23 protein-coding genes and 1 pseudogene are annotated in these 25,117 nt (G+C 37.0%); 1 reads left to right on the top strand and 23 read right to left on the bottom strand.

All coding sequences use genetic code 11. The features are described from left to right. Window positions 1-81: 81 nt before the first annotated feature. A complete protein-coding gene (locus tag ACM0OY_RS17220) occupies window positions 82-480 on the bottom strand; it encodes a TIGR02588 family protein (RefSeq protein ID WP_414570059.1) in 399 nt (132 codons plus the stop codon). Further along, window positions 477-1,364 (bottom strand): TIGR02587 family membrane protein, encoded by an 888-nt coding sequence (locus tag ACM0OY_RS17215; RefSeq protein ID WP_414570058.1) that lies wholly within the window; start codon window positions 1,362-1,364, stop codon window positions 477-479. Before ACM0OY_RS17215 ends, ACM0OY_RS17220 begins: the two co-directional genes overlap by 4 nt. A gap of 347 nt (window positions 1,365-1,711) precedes the next feature. On the opposite strand from ACM0OY_RS17215, the gene ACM0OY_RS17210 reads away from it, so the two are divergent. Further along, window positions 1,712-1,894 (top strand): CsbD family protein, encoded by a 183-nt coding sequence (locus ACM0OY_RS17210; RefSeq protein ID WP_414570057.1) that lies wholly within the window; start codon window positions 1,712-1,714, stop codon window positions 1,892-1,894. Window positions 1,895-2,054: 160 nt separating this feature from the next. Here ACM0OY_RS17210 and ACM0OY_RS17205 read toward each other — a convergent pair whose 3' ends face one another. The 21 genes and pseudogenes from ACM0OY_RS17205 to ACM0OY_RS17105 form a co-directional block, all read right to left on the bottom strand. Continuing rightward, the gene (locus tag ACM0OY_RS17205; protein WP_414570077.1) at window positions 2,055-2,327 is read right to left on the bottom strand and encodes a GlsB/YeaQ/YmgE family stress response membrane protein; all 273 of its coding nucleotides are present in this window, start codon (window positions 2,325-2,327) and stop codon (window positions 2,055-2,057) included. 185 nt (window positions 2,328-2,512) lie between these two features. Next, on the bottom strand, window positions 2,513-2,863 hold the full coding sequence (locus tag ACM0OY_RS17200; protein ID WP_414570056.1) for a hypothetical protein: 351 nt from the start codon (window positions 2,861-2,863) through the stop codon (window positions 2,513-2,515). 754 nt (window positions 2,864-3,617) lie between these two features. Next, the gene (locus ACM0OY_RS17195; protein WP_414570055.1) at window positions 3,618-4,163 is read right to left on the bottom strand and encodes an RNA 2'-phosphotransferase; all 546 of its coding nucleotides are present in this window, start codon (window positions 4,161-4,163) and stop codon (window positions 3,618-3,620) included. A 72-nt stretch (window positions 4,164-4,235) separates the two neighbouring features. Further along, the gene (locus ACM0OY_RS17190) at window positions 4,236-5,546 is read right to left on the bottom strand and encodes an amino acid permease (RefSeq protein ID WP_414570076.1); all 1,311 of its coding nucleotides are present in this window, start codon (window positions 5,544-5,546) and stop codon (window positions 4,236-4,238) included. A 134-nt stretch (window positions 5,547-5,680) separates the two neighbouring features. Then, window positions 5,681-6,652 carry a threo-3-hydroxy-L-aspartate ammonia-lyase gene (locus tag ACM0OY_RS17185; RefSeq protein WP_414570054.1) on the bottom strand — a complete coding sequence of 324 codons (972 nt, stop codon included), beginning with the start codon at window positions 6,650-6,652 and terminating at the stop codon, window positions 5,681-5,683. Between the two features lie 158 nt (window positions 6,653-6,810). Further along, window positions 6,811-7,674 (bottom strand): GNAT family N-acetyltransferase, encoded by an 864-nt coding sequence (locus ACM0OY_RS17180; RefSeq protein ID WP_414570053.1) that lies wholly within the window; start codon window positions 7,672-7,674, stop codon window positions 6,811-6,813. 23 nt (window positions 7,675-7,697) lie between these two features. Further along, a complete protein-coding gene (locus tag ACM0OY_RS17175) occupies window positions 7,698-7,823 on the bottom strand; it encodes a hypothetical protein (RefSeq protein WP_414570052.1) in 126 nt (41 codons plus the stop codon). A gap of 190 nt (window positions 7,824-8,013) precedes the next feature. After that, window positions 8,014-8,826 (bottom strand): SDR family NAD(P)-dependent oxidoreductase, encoded by an 813-nt coding sequence (locus ACM0OY_RS17170; RefSeq protein WP_414570051.1) that lies wholly within the window; start codon window positions 8,824-8,826, stop codon window positions 8,014-8,016. A 228-nt stretch (window positions 8,827-9,054) separates the two neighbouring features. Beyond that, window positions 9,055-10,257: an AAA family ATPase gene (locus ACM0OY_RS17165; protein ID WP_414570050.1), complete on the bottom strand. Its 1,203-nt coding sequence runs from the start codon at window positions 10,255-10,257 to the stop codon at window positions 9,055-9,057. Window positions 10,258-10,571: 314 nt separating this feature from the next. Next, window positions 10,572-11,756, bottom strand: coding sequence for a bifunctional glutamate N-acetyltransferase/amino-acid acetyltransferase ArgJ (gene argJ, locus ACM0OY_RS17160; protein WP_414570049.1), 1,185 nt, complete (start codon window positions 11,754-11,756; stop codon window positions 10,572-10,574). 213 nt (window positions 11,757-11,969) lie between these two features. Then, a complete protein-coding gene (locus ACM0OY_RS17155) occupies window positions 11,970-13,484 on the bottom strand; it encodes an ATP-binding protein (protein ID WP_414570048.1) in 1,515 nt (504 codons plus the stop codon). 21 nt (window positions 13,485-13,505) lie between these two features. Continuing rightward, the gene (locus tag ACM0OY_RS17150) at window positions 13,506-14,525 is read right to left on the bottom strand and encodes a PAS domain S-box protein (protein WP_414570075.1); all 1,020 of its coding nucleotides are present in this window, start codon (window positions 14,523-14,525) and stop codon (window positions 13,506-13,508) included. 102 nt (window positions 14,526-14,627) lie between these two features. Continuing rightward, window positions 14,628-15,461: pseudogene (locus ACM0OY_RS17145) on the bottom strand (PAS domain-containing protein); the annotation flags it as partial. Window positions 15,462-15,891: 430 nt separating this feature from the next. Then, a complete protein-coding gene (locus ACM0OY_RS17140) occupies window positions 15,892-16,245 on the bottom strand; it encodes a DMT family transporter (RefSeq protein WP_414570047.1) in 354 nt (117 codons plus the stop codon). Window positions 16,246-16,544: 299 nt separating this feature from the next. Then, window positions 16,545-17,774, bottom strand: a complete 1,230-nt coding sequence (locus ACM0OY_RS17135; RefSeq protein ID WP_414570046.1) for a glycosyltransferase — start codon at window positions 17,772-17,774, stop codon at window positions 16,545-16,547. 112 nt (window positions 17,775-17,886) lie between these two features. Beyond that, a complete protein-coding gene (locus tag ACM0OY_RS17130) occupies window positions 17,887-18,432 on the bottom strand; it encodes a GNAT family N-acetyltransferase (protein ID WP_414570045.1) in 546 nt (181 codons plus the stop codon). Window positions 18,433-18,485: 53 nt separating this feature from the next. Further along, window positions 18,486-19,601 carry a DegT/DnrJ/EryC1/StrS family aminotransferase gene (locus ACM0OY_RS17125; RefSeq protein WP_414570044.1) on the bottom strand — a complete coding sequence of 372 codons (1,116 nt, stop codon included), beginning with the start codon at window positions 19,599-19,601 and terminating at the stop codon, window positions 18,486-18,488. Window positions 19,602-19,698: 97 nt separating this feature from the next. After that, complete coding sequence (locus tag ACM0OY_RS17120) at window positions 19,699-20,559, bottom strand: hypothetical protein (protein WP_414570043.1); 861 nt, start codon at window positions 20,557-20,559, stop codon at window positions 19,699-19,701. A 247-nt stretch (window positions 20,560-20,806) separates the two neighbouring features. Next, entirely contained in the window at window positions 20,807-21,694 is an 888-nt protein-coding gene (locus ACM0OY_RS17115) for an SDR family NAD(P)-dependent oxidoreductase (protein ID WP_414570042.1), read from the bottom strand. A 184-nt stretch (window positions 21,695-21,878) separates the two neighbouring features. After that, entirely contained in the window at window positions 21,879-23,246 is a 1,368-nt protein-coding gene (locus ACM0OY_RS17110) for a hypothetical protein (RefSeq protein ID WP_414570041.1), read from the bottom strand. Further along, the gene (locus ACM0OY_RS17105) at window positions 23,233-24,885 is read right to left on the bottom strand and encodes a cyclic peptide export ABC transporter (RefSeq protein WP_414570040.1); all 1,653 of its coding nucleotides are present in this window, start codon (window positions 24,883-24,885) and stop codon (window positions 23,233-23,235) included. The genes ACM0OY_RS17110 and ACM0OY_RS17105 overlap by 14 nt, the downstream gene beginning before the upstream one ends. Window positions 24,886-25,117: the final 232 nt, after the last annotated feature.

Genomic DNA, 25,117 nt, shown 5'->3' with positions numbered 1-25,117 from the left:
AAGATGTGTAATTCATTGACTTGAAAGTGCTGCATGGCAGGATGCAGAGCTTCTCCCGTTCCGCTTCTCAATTTTGCTAAATTATGGCAATTTATAACTAGCAATACGCAGATTTAATTTACCTTGGCGGGGGTTCTGGCTGAATACAAATGCGCCTTCTTCTCTTTCTCGACTAGATAAAAAGTCAATTTGTTGTTCTCCTGATTCTGCAACTTTACCATCAATTACTAACTCAGCAATAATTTGAACTGACTCGGCTGTATCTCCTCCAGTATTTGCAACTTCAAAGGGTACATAAAATTGTCCATTAATTTCCCGAATAGTTTCTTTTCTGCTGACAGAAATAACAGGAGGTTGATTTTTTTCGTTTAGCCAAGTGTAGACTACTAAACTCACAATTATGGCTAGGATAAACGAGGCGACACTGAATGTCACCCACTCAGCGAGGGAACGCTTTGGTTGTTGTTCTGTTTTAGTCATATGGCTAACCTACCAGCTGCACCGCCAATAGTTGCAGGTAAACCTAACATTAAGGTGTGATCTAACCACATTGTCCAGGGGTCGCTAAAAGTCAATTTTTGAAAGAACCACAGCATAAAAGCGCCTGCTAGTAGTGAAACCAGGTAAGACATGATGGTTTCGCTAGATGGTCTTTGGAAAATTCCTTTTTGCTGTCTTCGCTTTCGTTGGTCAGAAAAGCCTGCCTGAAATACGATGCCATAAGAAATCAGCAAAGATGCAGCGATGATTGCTAACTCCCAAAGTGGTGAAGCGGCGGCTGCTAACATGGTAATTTCATCTGTTGGGGCAATATTAAATGCAATGACGATCGCACCAATTAGGGTTGCACCTATATCTGCTAAGGTGGCGTCTATTTCGCTCTCGTTTTTCTTAGCCGCATCATATCTCGCAGGTATTGTTTGCTCGTCCCCATCGTTGTTTCTAGTGTCTCCCAAAAACTGGTTGGCTAATGCTACACCAAAAGTGAAAGGTACACTTTCAAAGATAATTTTACCTAAACATTCTCTCAGGGAAGTTTCTAGGGTCAATTCTCGCAATAGTAGCAGCACAAACGTAGAGCAAGTTATTCCGATCGCTATTGCTTCTACCGTATCCATTGCAGCTTGACGAGCTTGCCAGCTATATCTGCGTTTGCGAAAACCTTCTGTTTGATTGAGCAAGAAAACTACAATAAACATCAGGGCGATCGCCATCATCATTAGTTGTGGTTTTGCCAGCGATCCAATCCACCATACCTCCATTGTATACAGCAAAGGTATGCCAAATAAAAAACCTCCACACGCACCCCGAATGATGTCATTAATCTCACTTCTCCAGACATTTTTATGACGTTTTGTTCCCACCCCTTGACTTTCCTTTTTTTTGAAAATTTGCTTTATATAATTACAATTGGCAAAGCAATCCCTACATATCTAGGTTGATCAGCAACATATAAATCAGCTTTAGGGGCATATAACTGTACGCCCCTACATATCTATCTGCTGATTGTATGTGACTTTTTCTTCAAGATATATATAAGTTTTATTCATTAATTATTTATATCTTACACTATATGCCGCTGCGCTATTCGGCACCCTTCTTAAGATACTATAATTTATGTAATTTTTCTTTCCCTTGATGGAAGTAAAAAACAATACATTACTATTAAATTTGGTAGTAGCTTAACCAACTACAAGCCGGAGATAAAACCATGAGTGCCGAAAAAAGAATCGAAGCTACTGCAAAAAATATTGAAGGAAAAATTCAAGAGGTTGTGGGTGAATTGACAGGTAATCCCCAAGATAAAGTTGAAGGACAGACGAAGCAAGCTGAAGCCCAAGGTATTCACGTTGTAGAAAACATCAAAGATGAAATCAAAAAAGCTTTAAGTTAGTTTAGCTTGTGAAATATCAGTGATAATTTTAGTACTGATTTATTACTGGTAGTCTAACATTAATTACTCCACTAATTTTGAAAAAGTGGAGTTTTTTTATTGGGGCAAAATTGACTAAAAGCTTAGCTCCAATCATAATTTTTCTAGCAATTCGATTCAACTAATAACTGGCACGTCCAGCCACTAAATTCCATATAAAGATAGCGATGATTGCACCAATTACGGCAACAATTATACCAGGAATGCTAAGGGATGCAGCAGCTAATTGAAATCTACCTGTCTCTAAAAGAGTAACTAAAATTCCGCCAATTACAGCACCTACAATACCTAGTACCATAGTTGCAACGATTCCACCACCTTGACGACCGGGATAAATAGCTTTTGCTATAGCTCCGGCAATCAAACCTAGAATTATCCAAGCAATAATGTTCAGCATAAATTAATCCATCAGAAAAGTTAATAACTAGCTTAGAAATTACAATACTGTTTTCCTTCTACCATAAGATATAGGTATTAAGCTTAGGGAAAATTAACACACTTTACCAACTGTAGTTGAGACTAGTAAGAAAATACAGTCGGGTCAGTTGACCCGACTTGATTGAGAGTTTAGCTACTCTATTAGGTTACGTCATAAAGGTCGATATCTTGACCATAATCAGTTCTGGTGTCGTATCGAAATGCATATGTACGTCCATTGTTCAAATTGTATTTGCGCGATTGCACTCCTGGAACACCGAAATCATAGTCAAAATCAATTTCTCCTCCTTTTCCAGTAGTCCACACACTATCACCGTACGGGCGGTTTGTTTGTTCTCCATCAACCGTGTAAGGTATCCGAAGATTCGTCTGATTACGAACAGTAAATGTCTCTAATCCGCCACTAACTGTTTCAGCATCTTTTTCGTTTAAATCAACAAATAGGTCTTGATTAGCAGAAGTGCTTTCGAGCATTTTGTCAATATTCGACATGGTTTTTCTCCTTTTTGAGTTCATTGATATTCTCTTTAAGTCCTGTGCAGAACTAATTTTTTACTTATTGTCTTCATGCTCGTTTGAGGATGAGGACGAAAGCCAAAGCTAATTAAAGAGTTCGCAATTGGAAGGAGTACGATAAAGCTGCGAGGTAGTATTGCCAAAGCTATAATTCCACCTCGTTCTAATGCTAAGATTCAACAACACGCTAACTGTAAAGCTCCACCTCATCCAAGGGATGAAAATCTGCGTCGGTTGCATCAAGTTGGATGTAAGCAATGAAAATAGGAGTCCGGCTATCATCGACGTTCTTTGTCTAAAACAGCTTATGTTTCGACTCAAAAGCATTTTTCGGCGCAAGTTAAGACGACGCTTTTTTGACAATCAAGCCGTCGAGTTATTTTTGCAATGTGTTGCCCTTAATCGTATTCAGCATTTGGGCAAGCCGGACAGCTACAAAATGAAAGACTAATCAAAAAAGTTTTCTCTTTTAAAAAGAATTACTTTTTTTTATAGACAATAAAATATTTAACCTAACCTATCTTTAGTTAGATAATTTTTATCATTCTCAAGCTAGAGGCATTTTTTATACTTAGCCTTATAGTTTAAGAGCTACTGTCAGTAGACCGAAAACTTCTGCGATCGCTATGAAGTGGTGACTCTTATTGCTAACAATGAGTTATGTATTAATTTGCTTGATTTTTGGACTTCATTTCCTCCCTTATGGGAGTAGGAAATCAGCTTTTTGAGTTCAAATTTTTTGTAGATATTCAAGTGGCACACTATCCACTAACCAAACACCATTATCAGAACAATAAAAGATGTAACCAGCCTGATGCATTGCCGCAGCATCTACAATAAAAACTACTGGTTTCCCATGTCTTGCCCCCACGTTCTCCGCTGTAGCAATATCCCTCGATAAATGAACGTGGTGGCGCGACATTTTGCAAAGTCCTGTTTCTAGAATTGACTTTACAGATTTGTGTCCAGTACCGTGATAAAGCCGATCTGGAGGAACAATAGGTTCTAATTGTAAATCAATTTCTACACTATGTCCTTGATTAGCACGAATCATAGTACCTGTAGAGTCAAAAGAAAAGCGTTGTTTATCGCTAGATTCAACTACTAACTCTAATTCCTGACGGTTAATGGGAAACTTGTTTTTAGCACAAGCTGTAAGTAGTTTATCAACAGCAACCCAACCACCAGGAGCTAGTTCAATTCCAATTGCATCTGGTGTGTGTCGCAGATATTTGCTCAGATATTTACTGATTTTGATGAGCCGAGAATCACTCATTTGATTGTGGTTGGGATTAACAATACTACAATAAGCTGTTTACATACTACATGACAATTTTGATTGATAGTTTTAATTTGTGTAAATTGACATAATTTGTCGGACCATTAAGACTAATGCTACGGCAATCATCGCAATGAGTGTAACCTTACCACCGGGAACGAGTGGTTGATTGATGGTATTCAAGTTTTTTTGTTCTTGACGTTGCTTCCAAGTCATTAACGCTGGAATAATTCCACCTAAAACCGAGATGCTGAATGTTCCTGTGTAATCTAGGGCAGTAAAAAAGATGCTGGGATTGAGAGTGCCGAGAGTCATCGGAGGGAAAAGAACCAGCGAATACAGGGGGAAGCGACTAGATACTTTGCCCTGTGCAATGAGAAAAATATCTTTGAACAGATCCAATAATCCGTATACAAATCCAATGAATGATGTGGCGATCGCAAACTCTGAAAACACTGATACTAGTACTCCTAACCATTCTCCCGCACCACCGGCTCGTAAAATTTGTAGTGGATCAAAAACAGTTTTGCTAACAGATGTGCTGTGTACCATATCCGGACTGACGCTTGCCAAAATGACAGCATTCCACGCCAAGAACATGATTAGGGGAATCAACGAACCAATCAAGATGGACTGACGAATTTTGCGGACATCTCCTTCAAGTTGCGTCACAACCACCGGTACAATGTTTTGGTAAAACATTGCTACACACATAACTGAAACCGCGCTACCAAGGGCACTCCAATTCTGAATTAACAATTGGCTACTCTTAACTTGCCCTGCTGCTAGCAATAAAAGTCCCAAGAAAGAAACAATGACAATTCCCACAAAGGCGCTGTTTAATTTCTCAATAAACTTTTCTCGCCCAACATACATTACACCACCAAAGATGAGTGTGAAAGCGGTTGTACCCACCCATGTAGGCAATATGTTCTGCACACCCCAGAATTTTGCGATCGCAGTTCCTAAAATCTCTCCACCTTCGGTGATGTATGCTACCAACAAAGCGTAGTGCATGAATAAATATGCACCGCTAGCAACTCGCGCCCCCAATTTCCCAAGAGTCTTCTCAACAACTCCCAATAGACCTATACTCGGACGCCCTTCTAGACGCATGGTGTTTAAAGTCACCTCTGCAATCAACAACCCTGAAACTAAAGCGTAGAGCCAAACAGCAATTAACCCAAATGTCGATGGCAAAACCCCTGATGGGAGAGTCACCGCAGGTAGGGCGAGAATCCCAGCCCCGACCGTGGTTCCCGCAATCAAGGCTGTACTTCCTAATACACTACCTGGTTGATGATTGAGTTTATTTCCATCAAATTGAAGGTGAGAAAAGAACCGAGTTACTTGCTCTGAATCCTTGAGAACAGCCTTCATGAGCGTCATATTGAGTAATTGCACCTAAAATTAAGGACACAATGTTAACATATGTAAACGATTTTAGCAAAAATACCTGATTTACTGTTTTTTAAGCCAATTTTCAAGTCTGCACATTTGATTTTTGAATTTCCTTAACACTGAGAAAACAATTTACCAACTTGCGCCAAATCTACGTTTCCACCGCTGATGATGACACCAATCTTGGCTTGTGGTGCTGTGACTACACCTTCGAGTAAGGCGGCGACGGCGAGTACTCCAGTGGGTTCAACGACAATTTTTAGACGTTCCCATAAGAAAAACATGGTGCGAACGATCGCTTCTTCAGATACCGTCACCATATCATCGACGTAACGCAGCACTAGGGGGAAAGTAATTTGACCAAGGCTAGGAGTCCGGGCGCCGTCAGCTATGGTATCGGGATTTTTGACAGTTTGCAGGGTTTTGCTGTGAAAGGAACGGGTGGCATCATCGGCAAGTGTCGGTTCTACGCCGATTACTTTACAATCAGGTAAAAGTGCTTTGGTGGCGATCGCACTACCGGAAAGCAAGCCACCACCGCCACAACAAACTAACAACAAGTCCAATTCACCAACTTCTTGAATCAGTTCTAAAGCTGCTGTACCTTGTCCTGCAACTACATGGGGGTGATCGTATGGCGGAATCAGTGTGAGATGGCGATCGCTTGCTAAATTTTGGGCTAATTCTTCCCGGTTTGTTGTTTGGCGATTGTACAAAATTACCTCTGCGCCATAACTGCGAGTGGCAGTTTGTTTAACAGTGGGTGCATCATCAGGCATGACAATAGTAGTGGGAATATTTAGTAGTTGTCCAGCTAAGGCGATCGCTTGGGCATGATTTCCCGATGAATAAGTGAGAACGCCTGTTTGTTTTTGTGCTGGGGATAGTTGCGCTAAGGCGTTGTATGCACCTCGAAATTTAAATGAACCGGTGCGTTGAAAATTTTCGCACTTAAAAAATACTTGGCTATTAGTGCGATCGTTAACAATTCTAGAAGTCAGTACGGGCGTGCGATGGGCAATCCCCAAAAGTCGCGCTTGTGCTGCTTGGACATCGGTTATGGTAACAAAGTTATCTTTAGGCATCGACGGTACTATTAAAGATTCTTGCTCTTGTTTATAGCAGTTCTCAATTGCATAGAATACAGATCATTCCTAGGGGCATAAAAACCTTAAACTGCGTAGGTTGGGGAGCCAGTGCGTTGCCCAAAGTTGTTGGAGCACAGGCTTCCCAAAGCAGTCGCTCATGAGGAGCTACTCCGTTGCGGGGGTTCCCCCAAAGAGTAATTATCCCAATCGCCTACTGGCTGGTAGCCAATTTCTTGATATATATGATTGGATGTTGGGTTTGCCAAGTCAGTAAATAAAAAGCAGAATCGATTTCCTCGATCTAGTAAAGTCTGACTCAAAGCTGCCACACAAACGCTGGCGTAGCCTCTACGGCGATGTTCTGGCGGTGTGTACACCATACCAACCCGCGCACCATTGGGCGTGGTTCCACCATGACAAGCAATTGAAACTGGTACTTCGTGCTGCCAAAGGTAAGCAGTACCTCGCTGTAAAACTCGTTGAACCCAGCGTTCTGCATCTAGCTCAATCTCGCCCAAAGCTTCTAGAGAAAAGGCTTCATGCCAATTTTTCAGAAGTTCTCGGTCGTTGTCTGTAGCCAGACGTAAATAACCTGGAACTTGAGAAATTGGCTTTACTTTTTCTAATTGAAAGGTACGCAAAGCTACTTTCAACTGGTAGGATTGACCAGTCAGCGAATGCCACGCTAGAGTAAAGGCTTTTGCCTCATCTGTGGGAGCATTGACTCCTGGTAGTGATGGGTAGGAGATAGATAAATCTTGGGCGAGTAATCTCACTGCTTGAAAATCTTTAATCTGTGAGAGCAGCAATGTTCTAGGTGGTGTTCTCATGGCTACAGCCACAATATCTCCATTTTCCTCCACCGTTGCCAAATAAGGCTTTTCGTCAAAATGTTCGGGATTTTCAATCAATGTATGACTAATTCCTAACAGTAAGTTATGCTGTGCTTCTTGATTGAGCAAGTAATCTTTCACCCTTCCATAAAATTCAGTAGGAGTTTGAAATCGATAGAGTTTCATTCTAATTTACTTAGGCTTCACTACTAATAGTTGTGCTGCTCATTTGTTCTCACAAAACCGCAAACTGCTGCTAATTCCTGACTGATATGGTAAGCGATCGCATTATTAGGTAAACTAAGTGCTTCTGTAATAAATTGTTGAATTTTCACAACTATTTATTTCCCTGGTAAGTTTTGGTCTGGAAATCCTCACACTCATGTTTAGCTACAAGACCTCTACAAGAAATTCCGGAGAAAATCAAATATTTTAAATTTATTATTTAACATAGAAAAAAATTAAAGATTCGCGTCACTCGTCCGCGAATCTTTATTGCATCATCAAAAATTGCGAGATATGAAGTTACTTGCTATTTTTGAGTTCGTGCATACTTCTAACAACTTTTGTGACTAAATTTCTGGGTGTAAATCTGATGCTTTGAGTCAAGATCTTATTTCTCATCCCAGGAATCACAACAGTTTTGTTTGCCATTAAACCACGATAGCCAATACTGGCAACGGTTTCTGTGCTCATCATTCTGTTAACACTGGCAATTTTCGAGTCTTGCATTGCAGCTGTTTGTTGAAATTCTGAGGCTGTAGGCCCTGGACAAAGAACAGTCACGCTGACACCCGTACCTTCTAATTCATTAGCGATCGCTTCTGAAAATGATAAAACATAAGCTTTAGTAGCGAAATAAACTGCCATTAGAGGCCCTGGTTGAAAAGCAGCAGCTGAAGCAACGTTTAATATTTTTCCATAGTCCTGCTCAATCATATCTTTGAGGAATAACTTAGTTAAATGAGTCAGACTCACCATATTTACCTGTAACATTTTTAGTTCAGTGGTGAGGTCTGTTTCACTAAATGTTCCGTAAGAACCAAAACCAGCATTGTTAATCAGCACATCAACTTTAATGGATGCTTGCTGTAGTTCTGCAAAAATTTCTTCTGGAGATGTTGGTATAGATAAATCTTTAGTAAAAGTTTTGACAAAAATACTAAATTTTTGCGGCAATTCTTCTGCAATTTCAGTAAGTTTTTGCTCATTCTTATCTACTAACACAAGATTATAATTATGACGGGCAAAAATCTGGGTAAATTGGTAGCCTATTCCACTAGCTGCTCCAGTAATCAGAGCGGTTTTTTGGTGTTGACTTTTTGATGTTGTGTTCATTAAAATTGCAAATTTGTGTTAATTAATTGAAGTGCAGTAAGAGATAATCAAGTATATTATTATCAAATATAAAAATATGTATCTATATAAACAGTTAATTATTGGTGAATAATAAAATTCCCGGCTTCTTTAATAAGTCGGGGATCTAAGGCTTAAGATTTCCAAGCAAAAAATAAACAGAGATTCGGAATGATAATTTATCTGTAGTTTTGTTTTTCAAAAATGAATTTACACAAACAATTGCGTAAACTCATACATTAAATCCACCCTACCTTTACGTAACATGGCTGGATCTAATCTTTCAGTAGTGTTGCAAGTCATTAAGACAACTAACCGTTGGTTCATCTGAATGCCAGAGTCATCAATTACACTTTGATACAAAGTACCATCTAGCAAACTGAGAACGTGTTCGGTTTTGTTATTGTATTGTGCTACTTCAGATGCACGATTTTGGGCTAGATTATCGGCTTCGTTGATGACGATACAAATCCGTTCTAAATAAGTGGGCGGCACAAAGTTGGCGATCGCATCATGATCTAAAATGAAAATTACAAAACCTAAAGGTACAAGAATTTCTTTTGTTACTGCTTGTGTCCAAGCTGTTTTACCCGTCCCCGGTTCTCCATGTACAACAACCGCCAACTGATTTTGATTGAGGATTGCTTGCTGTACAGAATCAGTAAAGTTTTGGATATCTAATGGAAATGTGCGAACGGGAAATTGGCTGTGAACTTTGCCTACACGACTTTGATATCCACTCAGCATTACTGCTAAGTCGTAAGTTGCTTTATTAATTAATGGCGCTAGATTTCTCGCCATTAAAGTATATTGTCGTCGTCCGCGATCGTAAGGATCTATTTGCAACCAAACGTCATGTTCAGACCAGTAAGCATAAACAGTATTGATTACATCTAACCGTTCCCAACTAAAAAACTTTTCTACAGGAAAGTAAAAATCTCTTTCAGAATAATATTGAGTAATAATGTCAGGGCGAGCTAACAAACGTAAAACTCTCAGTACAGTAATTTCCTGCAATCGATTCAGAACATAATCAATGGGAATACTACTACGACTGACAAATTGAACTATCGGCGTTTCCGTACTCAAAACATCTTTGTAGCGGTGATCTGGTGATTGAGGATCTGGTGTGATGTAATTCCAAAATTTTTCAATTTCGTAACGTGTATTCTCAGATACAACATTTAATACATTTGCCCACCAAGCATAATTATGCCGTCCCAAAATATCAGCAACATTACTTGCTAAATTTAAACTTTTTTGAGTTAATTCGCGTGAGTCATGAGATAATAAATGCCATAAAAAGCCCCAGTCTAATTCTCGGTGAAACGGCCGCCAACCGCTAGCAAGTAAGCTTTGACGAGTATTATTCGCAGGACTGCCATCATTGCTTCTATAATAGTCAAAATCCATATTTATCTAGATTATCTAGCGTTATTGAGTTATTTTGTGATGAACTAGGAGATTTTGAAAAAATTTTCTCGTAATATCAACTAATTACGTACAAATGTTAAGTTTATTTTCACCGTACTGTACTGGCTAGCAAGTCTTCTTAATCTAACTCATCTTTTATGTATTACACTATAATACATAATAATTACCTGTGTCAAATTATTTGACTAATAGATGTATGTGGATAGCACAGCTAGCTGTGCTACCTTACGAGAATCTGTGTTAATCTGTGTTAATTATTTTTTCCGTACTTACCTGTGCGGTAACCACAATACTCAAGTTGAGTATTTGCCATTAATTTCTATGTAACCTTCTGTAAGATCGCAACCCCACACAGTTGCAGAAGCTTCTCTATGAGAGGCTTCGCCATCACCAATATTCAGGCTAACATGAATATCTACTTTATCTTTAGACATAATTTGGCGCAGCTCTTCCAGATTTTCCTCAGTTAAACTATTAGGATAAACTTTCACATTGTCAAACCTGATAACAACTTTTTCGGGATTTATTTGTTGTTCAGTTTCACATTTGCCTATAGCCATAGCAACCCTTCCCCAGTTCGGATCTGCTCCATAAACGGCGGTTTTGACTAATGGTGAATTAACAATTGATTTAGCTACTTTTTTAGCTTGTGCATAGTTAATAGCAGAATCCACAGTTACCTGAATAATCTTAGTAGCGCCTTCTGCATCTCGGGCAATTTTCAGTACTAATTCATGTGCAACTTCTTGCAATGCATTAGCAAAATCTGCTTGTGGAACTTCGCCTGCTAAACCATTTGCTAAAATTACGGCGGAGTCACTAGTAGAAGTGTCAGTGTCTACACTCAGGCAATTAAATGTTTTATCGATAGTAGAGCGAAAAATCGAACGCAGACTGTTTGCTTCAATAGCAGCATCAGTAAAAAAGAAAGTTAGCAGGGTAGCCATATTAGGTTCAATCATACCGACACCTTTGGCAATTCCCACCAATTTGGCATTGCCGATTTGACGTGTAGCTAATTTCGCCACTGTATCGGTGGTCATAATACCACGGGCTGCGGCATCAAAATCAGCAGTAGTCAATTTTTTCCCTAATCCTGATAAACCGACGCGGATTTTTTCAATGGGGTAACGTCTGCCAATGACACCTGTAGAAGCTATAACAATATTATGTGGAGCAATTCCAGTTTCAGCTGCAACTAATTGTAAAATCTCTTGGGCGTCAGCAATACCAACAGAGCCATTAGCGACATTTGCATTTTTAGATATAACGACAATTGCTTGTGCTTGTGAATCTTTTAAGTTATCCCGGCTAATAGTAACACTCGGCCCTGCGAAAAGGCTTTGAGTGAAAACTCCATCAGCAACACAAGGAACTTCTGATTTAATCAAGACAAAATCATCTGTTGCATCTCGGATTCCCAAATTAGTAATGAATGCACTAAATCCCTGAGGTGTGGAAGATATAGCTAATGACATTTTTCTTTATTTAATTATCTGCTTCAGAATAAAGAATTCAGAATTCAAGAGCCAGAATGCAGTAATTTTTATGTATGTATTACGGAATACTTAACGTGAAACATGATAACTTTTTAAGAGAGTGTTGGGTCTAAAGACCTGACTTTCTTATTCTGATTCCTGAATTCTGAATTTTAATTATCTCAGTTTTTGCAACTGATAGAAGCAAAAAAACTATAAATCAGGTAACGTCAGGGTGAATGTTGTCCATCCATTGGTACTTTCTACTTGAATAGTTCCTTGCAGTTGTTCGACTAATTTCTGTACTATGGGTAGACCTAATCCTGAGCCACCTTGATTCCAAATGTCTGCATGAGGAAGCCGATAGAATTTTTCAAAGATTCGTGGTAATTCTGTTTTGGGAATTTCGATTGAGTTACTAATACTAATAATAGTTTTTGGGGGTGTTTCCGAAGAATTGTGACGTACAGTAAGGAGAATTTCACCACCAGTCGGTGTGTATTTACAGGCATTATTGAGCAATTCTACTAAGATTCGTTCTAGACTAGTGCCGTCTGAGGAAAGTGGGGGGAGATTTCCAGGAAGATTTATCTGTAGAGTTCGCTGATGTTCTTGAATACGGGTTTGAAATGGCTCAATCACCCAAGTTAGCCACTGTTGTAAGAGCAATGCATCAGGTGTGATTATTAAGTAGGATGAGCTTTCTAGGCGTTGTAAGTCTAGTAAATCGTTGATTAGTTCTAACTCGCGATCGCACTCGGCATCCATCAGTTCTAGATAATGCTGAGTTTCGTCAATATCAGTAGACATTTGTAACATTTGAATCATTACTTTGATATTACTCAGAGGCGATCGCAATTCATGAGAAACTAAACTCAAGAATTCATTTTTGAGTTGATTTATTTCTTCTAATTGGCTCACAAGTTGCTCTTGCTCAACTTGCTTTTGACGAGCTTCGATGGCTCGTTTGCGCTCAGTAATATCCCGAAATATCAACACAGCACCCGTAATTTTATCTTTATCATCTTTAATTGGTGCAGCACTATCATCAATTGGTATTTCTACGCCGTCTTTAGCAATCAAAATTGTTTCTGTTGGTAGATTGACAATAGTACCATTTTGAAGGGCTTTTAAAATCGGATTTTCAATAGGGTGATGAGTTTGTGCATTAGCAATATTGAATACTTCTGATGAATTTCGACCACAAGCTTCTTCCTGTTTCCATCCAGTCAAATTTTCAGCTACAGGATTCATAAAAGTTATCAATTCTTGCAAATCGCTAGCAATTACACCATCGCTAATACTCTTTAGCAGTGCATCCAGCCATTTTTTATTTGCTTTCAATTGCTTTTCTAAACCGTGTTTAACCAAAGTTATTTCAATATTAGTTTGTAGTTCTTTTTCTTTAAAAGGTTTGAGTAAATAACCAAACGGCTCAGTTATCTTGGCTCTTTCTAATGTTGTATCATCTGCATAAGCAGTTAAATAAATTATAGGAATATCCAACTGTTTAGAAATTTCTTGAGCAGCTTCTATCCCGTCCATTTTACCTTTGAGCCTAATATCCATTAGCACCAAATCTGGCGATATTTCTACTGCTTTATTAATAGCTTCTTCTCCAGAAGAAGCTATGGCAGGAACAGTATAACCAAACTTATTTAATCGATACTGTAAATCTTTAGCAACAATAGCTTCATCTTCTACAACTAAAATTTTTGCATTTGTCATATTTGAGGCTTTTTATGTAATTTATATAAATGGAAATGTCAACTGGCATTCTACTCCATTTTCGCCTGTTATCTTGATAGCTCCTGCTAATTGATAGGTAAGCGCATCTACTAACTGTAAACCTAATGATGCTATTTTTTTTAAATCAAAGTCTGAAGGTAAACCAATGCCATCATCACTAACTATCAGGATAAAATTATTGTCATGACTTCGATTAAGTTCAATACAAATTGAACCATTTCTACCTGCGGGAAATGCATATTTTAAGGAGTTAGATATGAGTTCATGGATAATTAAGCTGCAAGGAATAGCTGTATCCAAACCTAGTAAAACATCCTCGTCAATATTTATATTTACGGCGATCGCATCTTCATTGACTTCGTATGCAGTAAATAAACTGGCTACTAAATCTAGAGTATATTCCCTAAAATTAATCCTCGCTAAATCTTGAGATTGATACAACTTTTCGTGAATCAGAGCTATTGAAGCAATTCGCTGCTGGCTCTGTTGGAATATTGCCAAATCTTGTTTGTCTTGGATATAGGCAGATTGCAAATTTAGCAAACTGGAAATCACCTGTAAATTGTTTTTGACACGATGGTAAATTTCTTTTAATAATACCTCTTTTTCTAAGAGTGATGCTTTGATTTGCTCTTGTGAATGCTTGCGCTCGCTAATATCTTCAATCACAGAAATAAAATACTTTGGCTCTGTGCTAGATTCACGCATCAAAGCTACCGTGAGGTTAACCCAAACAATGGAATTATCTTTGCGGAAAAAACGCTTTTCCATTGAATAAGTTTGAATACGATTTGCTAAAATCTCTTCAACATATTTCAGGTCAGCCTCAAGATCGTCTGGGTGGGTAATATCTTGAAAAGTTAGCAATTGTAGTTCTTCGAGTGTGTAACCAACAATATCACAAAGCCTCTGGTTAACTAATAACCACCTTCCATCTATTGCCACATGGGCAATACCGACAGCCGCTTGATGGAATGCACTCCGGAATCGCTGTTCGCTTTCCCGCAATGCAGCTTCCATTCGTTGGCGCTGAGTAATTTCTGTCTGTAGTGATTGATTAATTCTTGTTAACTCTGCTGTCCGTTCCTCAACTATGCTTTCTAGTTTGTTAAGTAGACTACTGAGTGTCTCTTCTGCTTGCTTGCGCTCAGTAATATCGGTATGTGAGCCTGTCATTCTGACAACATTACCGTTTTCATCCCACAGTCCTTGACCTCGATTTAAAATCCATTTGTAGCTGCCATCTTTACATAAAACTCGATGCTCGGTAATGTAAAAAGGTGTTTTCTTGGCAAAGTGATCTTGAAATGCTTGTGTTACCCAATCGAGATCGTCGGCATGTACTCGTGTCAACATTTCATTTAAATGGTTAGAAATTTCGTGGTCTTGGTAACCGAGCATTTCCTTCCAACGAGTGGAGAAGAAAACTTCATTAGTTTTAACATTCCAGTCCCAAATTCCATCATTATTGCCACGCAAAGCTAATTGCCAGCGTTGTTCACTTTGTCTTAAAATTTCCTCAGTCCGTTTGCGTTCAGCAATTTCCTTTGCTAGTTGGTAGTTGGCCGCCTCTAGTTGAGCAGGACTGGGCAAAGCTAATGCCTGGGGGATTAATGGCACAAGTTCTAAGGCCGTAACTACGGAGACAAAAGCAGTGATAGCTTTGATTAAGCCTGACACCCAATAGGTAGGATACCAAAGCGTCCACACATCCATTAAATGGGTTGTCCCACAAGCAACAATGAATGTGCTAAACATCAGGAACATCCAGCCGAAAGGCACATCTCGCCGTTTGCGAACAAAATAAACTAGCATTACTGGAATTGAATAATAAGCAAGTCCAGTTAACACATCTGAAAGCAAATGCAACCATACCAGTTCTGGTTTCCAGAGGTAGCAATGTCCGTGGGGAATAAACTGTTTAGCAGAGAAAAAATTATTTAAAAATTCCATCATCGAAACCTATACACTGCACAAGTCCTCATCGAAGCCAGAATGTGAAAAAAGAGGTTTTTTACCTAGCTTCGTAGACGCCAAGACGCCTAGAGTGTGGCTTCTCACATTCTAGAAGAGAATACGGTCGGCATTCGTCAGAGTGTTGCTGTAGTATCAAACACAAGCTGTAGTCCAGGCTCGAGTATGGCTGGATGTTAGCTAGGGCTTCTACATCCTTGTTTCATCATACTTTTTGATTTTTTAACCTGATAATTTAAGATTTATTGAAATTAAAATACCGCGATCGCTTTGATGATTGTTACCGTAGATTTTCTGAAATCAACCATTTATATATAGCAATCCAGAATTATTGACGAAAATAAAACCCCCGACTTTTGGTAAAAAGTCGAGGTTCTACGGCTTGCAATTATCACAAATTCAGATTAATGAATTAAGAACGTGACATGACAATGATGCCAATCAAAATTATTCCTAGTCCAAGGTATTGGTTGAGGCCAAGGCGTTCTCCAAAAAACCAACTCCCAGTAATAGCAATCAGTCCAAATCCTAGCCCAGCGAAGACAGGGTAAGCCGTTGAAACTGGTAATTTATCTAATGCTTTGCCAAATAGCACAACGTTTATGCTATAGAAAACCAGTCCGCTGATAAACCAAGGGGACAATAGTAATGATACTAGACCAGGATCGGGAGCTTCAAGACGCGATCGCTTCAACAACAAATTTCCAATGCAAGTATTGATGCTAGCAGCGAAGACGAAACTCCATGTACTCAGAGTAAAGTTCATATTTATACAATCCTGATTAATAGAATTGCTGGACACCTAAGACCCTTTGGGTTCGGTAGTTATTCATGATGAAAACCCTCAAGACCACACTGCCTGAGTGTGGTGATCTCCGTTAATATTCTTTTATTACTATTACCAGAGCAAAATTTGAAACCTTTGTCCAGACCAAGTTTTTTCATTGAGATTTGTTTGAGAGTTTCTATAGGTAAGTAATAACTACTTTCTTCATAACATATGCAATTAAATTCTGTAAGCCTTGACGAAGTACTTTATGGTTTGCTTTTTTCTTACCTGAATACTTACTCTAAAACTTTATGATAGGCTTGAATCAATTTAGATGCAGAATCAATTTTGTGAAATTGTTGGATTTTAATTCTACTATTGAGTATATTATCAGTCCGAAGATTTGAGTTATCTATCATCTGTAAAATTAAGTTAGCGATTTGATTAATGTCAAAAGGATTAAATATAAAGCGTGAATCGCCAATAATTTCGGGAAGAGAAGTTACAGATGAGCATATAACTGGAGTTTCCAAAGACATAGCTTCTAAAAGCGGAAAACTACCTGCTTCATACAATGTTGGAATTACAACTAGCGAGCAGTTTTTGTATAGCCAATATAATTGAGTTTCCGGCACAACATCTAGAAAATGGATCTGCTCAGCAACCTCAGATTTTTTTAAATAGTCTTCTATTACTGGGAAAAAACTTAAATTTTTCTTGCCAGTACATAAAACATATATCACTCTACCAAACTTATCTTTAATGTATTCTACTGCTTTAATTAAAGACAGATGATTTTTATGTTGCCAAGTTTGGGCAGGATAAAGTAAAAAACCACCCCATTGAGCATATTTATTCTTATATGTTAACTGTTCTTCCAAAGTAGGTTCTTGCAAATAAATTTTTTGATAAGGTAGAGGAGAAACATGAATTTTCTGCTCATCTAACTGGAAGTATTTAATCAAATCTTCCTTGACGTGATTGAATGAAACAATAGCTAGACTAGATTGTTCCAGTGATTTCCAATAATGCTCTGCTCTCCAAGCTCGCTCTCGAGGAGTAAAAAACTCAGGATAGTGTAATTCTTGAACATCATGCATAGTTATAATTAATGGATATAGTAAATTGTAACATGGTGAAATTTGATAAGGTACATGAAGTAAATCAATATCTAAGGATACGAACCACAGAAATGAGAGAAATGATAAAAATGAGTCATGAAGGTTTTTAATTCCTTGGCTAGAAATATTAAATTTGACTAATACTTGAGAAATAAAGTTAGTGAATCGACTAACTACTGTATTAAGGAAACTAAATTTATATGGAATTAAATATGGCTTTGCTTTAGCTTGATACTTATTAATCAGGTCAAGACAACTTGTCTCTAGTTCAGGAGAGCAAAAAACGATAATTTCAATTTTTTCAAATTGACTTTGGCTTAACAAAAGTTCAAGAATACGCCAAGCATAAGGAGCAACACCACCACTATGCATAGTTGCATCACCTAACAGATAACCTATTTTCATTTTGTTTTTTCCAATGTATATACAGCAGAATGCATAATTCAGGAGTCATAATTGGGAAGTAAAACACGCTTTAGACTAGGGTTTGAGGCTTATATTGTGTAGTTGAACAATTTCAAATTTCCTGTATTTTTTTATACAAAACTAAATTATTTATTAAATTTTCTTCTCTTAAAAATTTAAATCCTACAGACTCATATAGTTTTCTTGCTCTAAGATTTTTGGAATGAACCTTTAATAAAAGTTGTTCATAATTACAAACTTTACAAAATAACTCTGCATGTCTAATAGTTAGACTAGCTATTCCTTTTCCACTATATTGATGAGATATAAAAACACCATACATAGGATGACAATAACCTTCATCAAGTCCTCTTAACATATAAAATCCAACTAACTCACTTTCGTAAGAATATTCAGATTTTAAATCTACTCCAAAAAACTTATCTTTAACAGCTTTTTTTAAAATATCTTGTATTGAAGATACTTGAAAATCAAAAGGGCTAAAATATTTTATATAAACTTCAGGACTATTTAATAATAACTGACTTATGGCTGTCGCATCATAAATAGTCATCATTCTAAAGCTAATATTATGCATTTTTATCTGATTTTTTTTATTATCTTGCTCGATGAATTTTTGGTGGTGTATATTATACATAACTCCTGTTTTTTCGTAGCTAAGTTTATCCTAAAAATGATTTAAAAATGCTTTTATAAAGCTTCAGTGTTGGATAAATTAAAATTAAAAAATTTTAATTTATCACATATATATTTAACTTCTCCATCATTTAAATTGGGATAACTGGGAAGATTTATACCACACCAACTAATATCCTCAGCAATTTTATGACGTTGATATTTTTGAGAATACATAGGCATGGTGTGAACTGGATAAAAAACTGGTCGAGTTTCAATACCAGCCTTAGCTAAATATGCTCTCAAGTGATCGCGTTGATTTACCTGAGGAGTGAGAATAGAAACCATCCAGTATGAATGAAAAACATCACCAATTTCAGGATGAACTTTTAACTCTGTATCTTTTAATAATTCATTGTATAGTTCGGCAATCTTGCGCTTCTTTTGGAGAATCTCATCAATTCTTTCTAGTTGGGCTAACCCGATAGCTGAACAAATATTAGTCATGCGGTAATTGTAACCAACTACATCATGCCAATACTCTCGATACTTAGCTAAACCTTGTCCTTTGAAATGAAGTGTTCGTTCAAAGATACTTTGATCGTTGGTAATTACCATTCCCCCTTCACCAGTTGTTATAGTCTTGTTACCATAGAAACTAAAAGTAGCCACATCACCAAAAGTACCTACATTCTGACTCTCATATTTAGAACCTATAGCTTCAGCACAATCTTCAATCAGAAATAACTTATGTTCATCAGCTATCTCTTTAAGTTCTAACATTTCACAAGGATGACCGTATAAATGTACAGCCAAAATTGCTTTAGTTTTTTTAGTGAGCTTTCTACGAACCTCTAGAGGATCTATTTGCCATGTATCAGCAAGAGAATCAACAAAGACAGGGGTAGCACCTGTATAAACAATCGCATTTACTGAAGCAATATAAGTTAGCGTTGGAACAATTACCTCATCACCACTACTTATACCAAGGGCTAGTAAAGCTAAGTGTAAGGCAACTGTCCCATTACAAACACCTGTAGCATGTTTTACATTAATATAATTCGCAAATTCTTTCTCGAATAAAGAAACATATTTACCCTTGGAAGAAATCCAATTAGAATCAAGACAGTCGTTTACATACTTTTTTTCATTACCGGATAGACATGGTTGATAAATAGGAATTTTATACATCTTTTTTTACAAACCTTTCTTAGTAATCAAATTGAAAAAATTGAACGTATAGTCTTTGGTTAACTTGCGGTTAAGGACTGCATCATGAGCAATCAAGTTAAATTAACCTCTTTAACAACTTCACGAAACGAGGCATATCAATTACAAATGAGAAAAGAGCGGATAATGAATTACGTTTTTTAGATCCACAAGATGTTAGCTTCCAGGTTGCAACAAACCCATTAGCCATATGCACATTTCCAGCTAGCTTAGCATTCTGTTTAGCTTCATTTCCTCTGACATAAGCTTCGCCCCGACCACCTGATAAGTGACTATAGCTATGATTCTGATGTATGGCTGTAACTACTTCTGTGGCATCAACAACAGGGATTTCCAATTGACGAGCATAATAAACCATCCAATGATCCCAATGACCCCTTCCAACAGCAAAAGATGGAATCTCGGCATACAGTGGCTTGGGAAAGACAAAATAATCCATGCAAACAATTGATGCTAATGCCCCTTGTTCTAAAGCAAAGTGACGAAGTTCCCTATCCCAATCAGGCAGATCAAAGTTTAGCGGTTCTGTAATATTCACATCGGTACGTTGTCCAATCATTATAAAATGATGGAAAGATTCGGCTTGTAATTGTTTGACAGTTACCAAAAAATCATTTAATAAAATGACGTCAGTATTTACATAACTCAGAATAGAACCTTTTGCAAGTTCATGAGCTTGTTGAAATATACCATCTAACAAAGGTGTACCATATTCATTTAACTGAATGTTTGGCACGTGAATCACATCCAATTTTTGAGCAATTTCATCGATGCCTTCGTCGTTACCAAATAAAAGAATCTGTGGTTGAGGAGAAAGTAATTTCCAACTCTTGAGCGCGTTTTGCTGGATAATACCAATATGTCCTTTAAAGGCTTTAGGTACAGTAAAAATTGTAATTGGTTCTTCAGGAAAATACATTAACTTAATATCCTCGATTAATCTGATTATAGAAAGTTATATGTCTGAGATTGGTATTGAAATTGAGCATCTGAATTAGATTGTTGATAGCTTACCGATAATAAATAGCGATCGCTTCTTTAATAAAAGTGAGATGATAGGGGTCGAACTATTACCAGAGTGATCGCCATTACACATCGAAGTACCCTAAAAGTACAATACTGCTGGAAATTTCTTGAGCTATCTGGAAGCAAATTATTAACAGGACTTAACTCTTTTTATGACATATTCCATAATGACGAACTGGTGCAGTGATATAATCATTAGAAAATTTTTTCGCATTTGTACGCTTCCGGTTCAGCTTAACTATATCCAAGCAATGGTAAACTCTATCTACAAATTCTGGACAAAATTGCCCAATAGCAAACATTAGTTTAGTCATATTTGCTGTTAGCAGATTTTGATTAACAATTATCTCTGCTTTATTTTGTTTGATAGCTTTTATTACTGCATTTGCTACATCTATTGGTGTAGATGTACCTGCTAACCAAGGAGCAGGTATCCGACTGTTAACAGTCATACCAGTTTCGGAGATATATCCTGGACAAATTACAGAGATATTAGTATTAGTAGCAGCTAATTCTTGTCGCATAGCATCAGTCCACATAATCAAACCAGCTTTACTCGCAGAATAAATGCTGTTGTAAGGGACTCCCTTTTTACCAGCTAAAGAGGCAATATTAACAATGTGACCGCTACGCCGCTCCAACATGCTTGGCAGAAACAAACGGGTTAATTCAGCAGCAGCAAGTAGATTAATTGTCAATATTGACTGGAGATCGTCTAGAGAATAATCAACAAAATCTCGGTAAATTTCTATGCCAGCATTGTTAATTATAATATCTACTGGACCAACAACTTTATTAATCTGCTGTTTGAGAGTTGATAATTCTGTCACGTTTTTAATATCAAAGGGAATACTTATCGCTTTCCCACCCAAAGCTTTGATTTGAGCGCATGTTGTATCTAATCCTGACTTAAAGCGAGAAACACAAACCACAGTTGCTTGCTCTCTAGCTAGAGCGTGAGCAATGTATACTCCCAAACCGCGCGATGCACCTGTTATAAGTACTGTTTTAGTTGCTAAAGTTGTCATGATAAACACCTGAATTTTGATTCTGTTGTTGTCACATCTTTTGAAAAATTAAAGCTCTATATAACAGCTTTATTAATAAATAATTTACATCTATTTTGCTAGTATTTTTTATGATTAATAGCTCAATAATTTCAATTAAATAGACTCGGCTACTACACCATATTTTGTAAAACTTTTAATCCTTTTACCAATAAGCTTTTGCTTTAGTTCCTTGTAATATATCAGGACTTTTACTGGTATGACTTTTGATTTTTTGATAATACAAAAAACTCAAGGCAATCAATTTAATTTTATTAATAAATTCATAAAAATTGGTACTTCTGTTTTCAAATAATAGCTTCACAAATGTAATTGGACTAGTCAATGTAAACCAAGGAAACCCGTGATTAACTAACATTTTAATATTATGTTCTCCATAAAGTAATTTTAATCCTTCAACAGAAGCTAACCATCTATAAATTTGTTCTACCCAAGCTTTTTTTTGTAGCTGTTCCGTTGTCATATCTGTCGTACTGGGAGTTCTGTTTGTAGAAATCACATCTAAAAATATGTCACCTATAAAGCCTGCATACTTGGCTAAGATAGTGAGTTGAGTATCTTCAGTTCTGATGCCTGGATAATTTATAGAAATCACTACTAACAAACTAACTATCACATCAGTTTTACCAAATGTGCCTCCTCCCCATTTACACTGAAAGCCGCTGAATCTACCATGAACAATATCTATAAACCATTGGATAGGAGGCAGTTCTGCACTAAAATCAGGCAGTAAAACTTCAATCCCATCTAATATTGTGTTTTGGTAAACGGCGAACTTATTTCTTGTACCCAAAATATCAATTTCAGGATGAGTTTGTAGTTGATTTAGTATTAATTTTAAACCATTAGACTCTAGATCTATAACTGAATCATTATGCGCTACTAAAAACTGAGATTCAGCATCAAAAGTCACTAAAATAGCAGGTGGTATCCATCCATCTTCAATACTCTTGAGCAGTAATGAGCCATAAATATCTCCCAAAACTCGAATTTTACCTGCTGAGTATTGCCCCTGTTTTTGATGAACAACAAATATTCTATGTCTGCATTGCTTAGGGTCAATGTTAGCGAAACAATATGGTTTACCTTGGCACATTATATTGTCAAATATTGGGGCTGGAATATTGTTTGCTAACTTTTCTCCAGTATATAAATGAATAATTTGTATATTTTGTATCAAAGTAAAACGATCAATAACAGTCGGACATTCAAAGCCATTATTTAAACCAATGATGATATCAGCCATCATCCCTATTTCTGAGATTTGTTGAATGATTTTAGGAATAGTATAAGGTAAATAATTTTCGGCTCCTTTAGTAGCAGCAACTATTCCTAATATTCTGTTACTGTCAAAAGTACAATTAGTTTTAGCCTGAATCCAAGCTCTATAATCCAGAACAGATTTTACATCTGCTTCTAAAGTTTTGTTTTGTTTTTCTCGTAATGTTGTTTTTTCTTCTTTCAACAAATTTATCGACTCATCAGATGTTTTGAAGAAACTATTCAAAAGCATTAATTTGCTCCTTTCCAATATTTAAATGTTCAGTTTTCACTTGGCCGTATTCCAGCTTGATGATTTGATCTGCTAAGTAAAAATATTGGTCATCATGACTAATAACCAGTACAGTTTTTCCTCTTTTCTTTAGCTCTAAAAGAAGCTGAGTATAAAAAATTTCCTTGAATACAGGATCTTGATCTGATGCCCACTCATCAAACATATAGATGGGACGATCTTCGAGGTAAGCAGTAAGCAGAGCAAGGCGCTTGCGTTGTCCTTGAGAAAGGTCTGTGGTAGAAAGTACACCATTCTTGACTTTAACTTTGTGGTCAAGTTGTAATTTAACAAGGTATTTTTGAGTTTGAAAATCGAGATTATTACTATCAAAACCCAGGAAGCGATCGAAAAGATAAAAGTCAGAAAATACTACAGAAAATTGCTGACGATACCATTCTAAATTTTGGTTATTGACGAGCTTACCATCTAGATAAATATTTCCTGTTTCAGGCATGTAAAGCCCGGTAATTAATTTAGCAAGAGTAGACTTACCACTACCGTTGCCTCCCAGAATAAAAATAAGCTCTCCTTGGTGGAATTTTAAGTTAATAGGCCCAAGTATAAAAGTACTTTCTTCTTGTTCATGGTAATAATTATGAGTAATATCTACCAGATCTAAACATTTCCAATCATGTGATAATACCAAGGTATCATCAGCAATTTCCTTGGAATAATTTGCCAATGAAAGACCTAAAGACTCGACTTTTTTTAAAGCAACTAAGGCTCTGGTTATATTCGGCATTGTACTCATAATGTACTCCAGAGGTGATATTAAGTAAATAATAGTTAGAGCATATGCAGATAAAATAGTAGGATGAATTTTGTTAATCGTAGGTATAGTGAATAAAAGCAAACCAATGGCAACAAAAAATAGAATTTGTCCCCAACTTGCAGCGGCAGCAAATATACTCATACCCACAACATTATGATGGCGAGATGATAGAGCAGTCTTATGCAGGTCTTCTGAGAAAAATGCTTGCCGTCGTCGGTAATGTAGTTTGAGTTCTTTCGTGCCTTGGGTTATAGTGCGGAAATGTTTAAACAATTTATCTTCCTGTTCACGAGCCAGTTTCAAAAAAGACATGGCTTTCATTGTTGGTAGTGAATAGCTGAATATTCCTACGAACATAAAGCTAATACCTATAAGGAAAATAAGTTTGGATAACCAGCCCAAATAAATGAGGCAAGCAACCACAATAGCAATATTAATAAACAAAAATGGAATAATAATAATTGTGTTAGAGATTGTTTGAATATCTTCAACTAGAACAGCTAAAAGAGCATGAACGCCAATTTTTTCTAGCTGTCGTAAAGGTGAGGCTAAAATGCGACGGCTTAAAAGTATCCGTAAGTTTAGAATTGCTTTTTGTGAAATTTGAATTAACAAGATTTGAGAAATAAAATTAGCAATTAGCCGTAGTAAACAGAGAGTGACAAAACTCCAAAATAGTATAGTTTTTGATGGCTGGTTTTGATTCAATGTCGTATTAATCAGGGCAATTAAACCCGCAGCAGTACCACCGCTTAAAATACCAGCTAGGATTGCAAGACTGAGGTGAAGAGAAGAAGTACGTAATAATAGACGGATCAGGTTCATAATAGTCATTAATTAACAATGCACAGTATTTGGTCAGACCCATGTTGTTTATTCATGGTCTAATACTTGGTATCTATACCTAATGGTTTAATAATTAATATTGAAAGTCTTTAAAGCAACTGCGGTAGCTCAATAAATTTTTGCTATCAGCAATACGAATTTAGGTTTTACTGAGTTCAAAATCAGCTATCAGGTTGCAGACATATGAAAACACAAGTTTCCTAAAGCTAGT

It is taken from the genome of Nostoc sp. CCY 9925 (assembly GCF_963920935.1).
Taxonomy (GTDB): Bacteria; Cyanobacteriota; Cyanobacteriia; order Cyanobacteriales; family Nostocaceae; genus Nostoc.
Note: the sequence above shows the minus strand (reverse complement) of the source record. Positions and strands in the feature narration are given on the sequence as shown.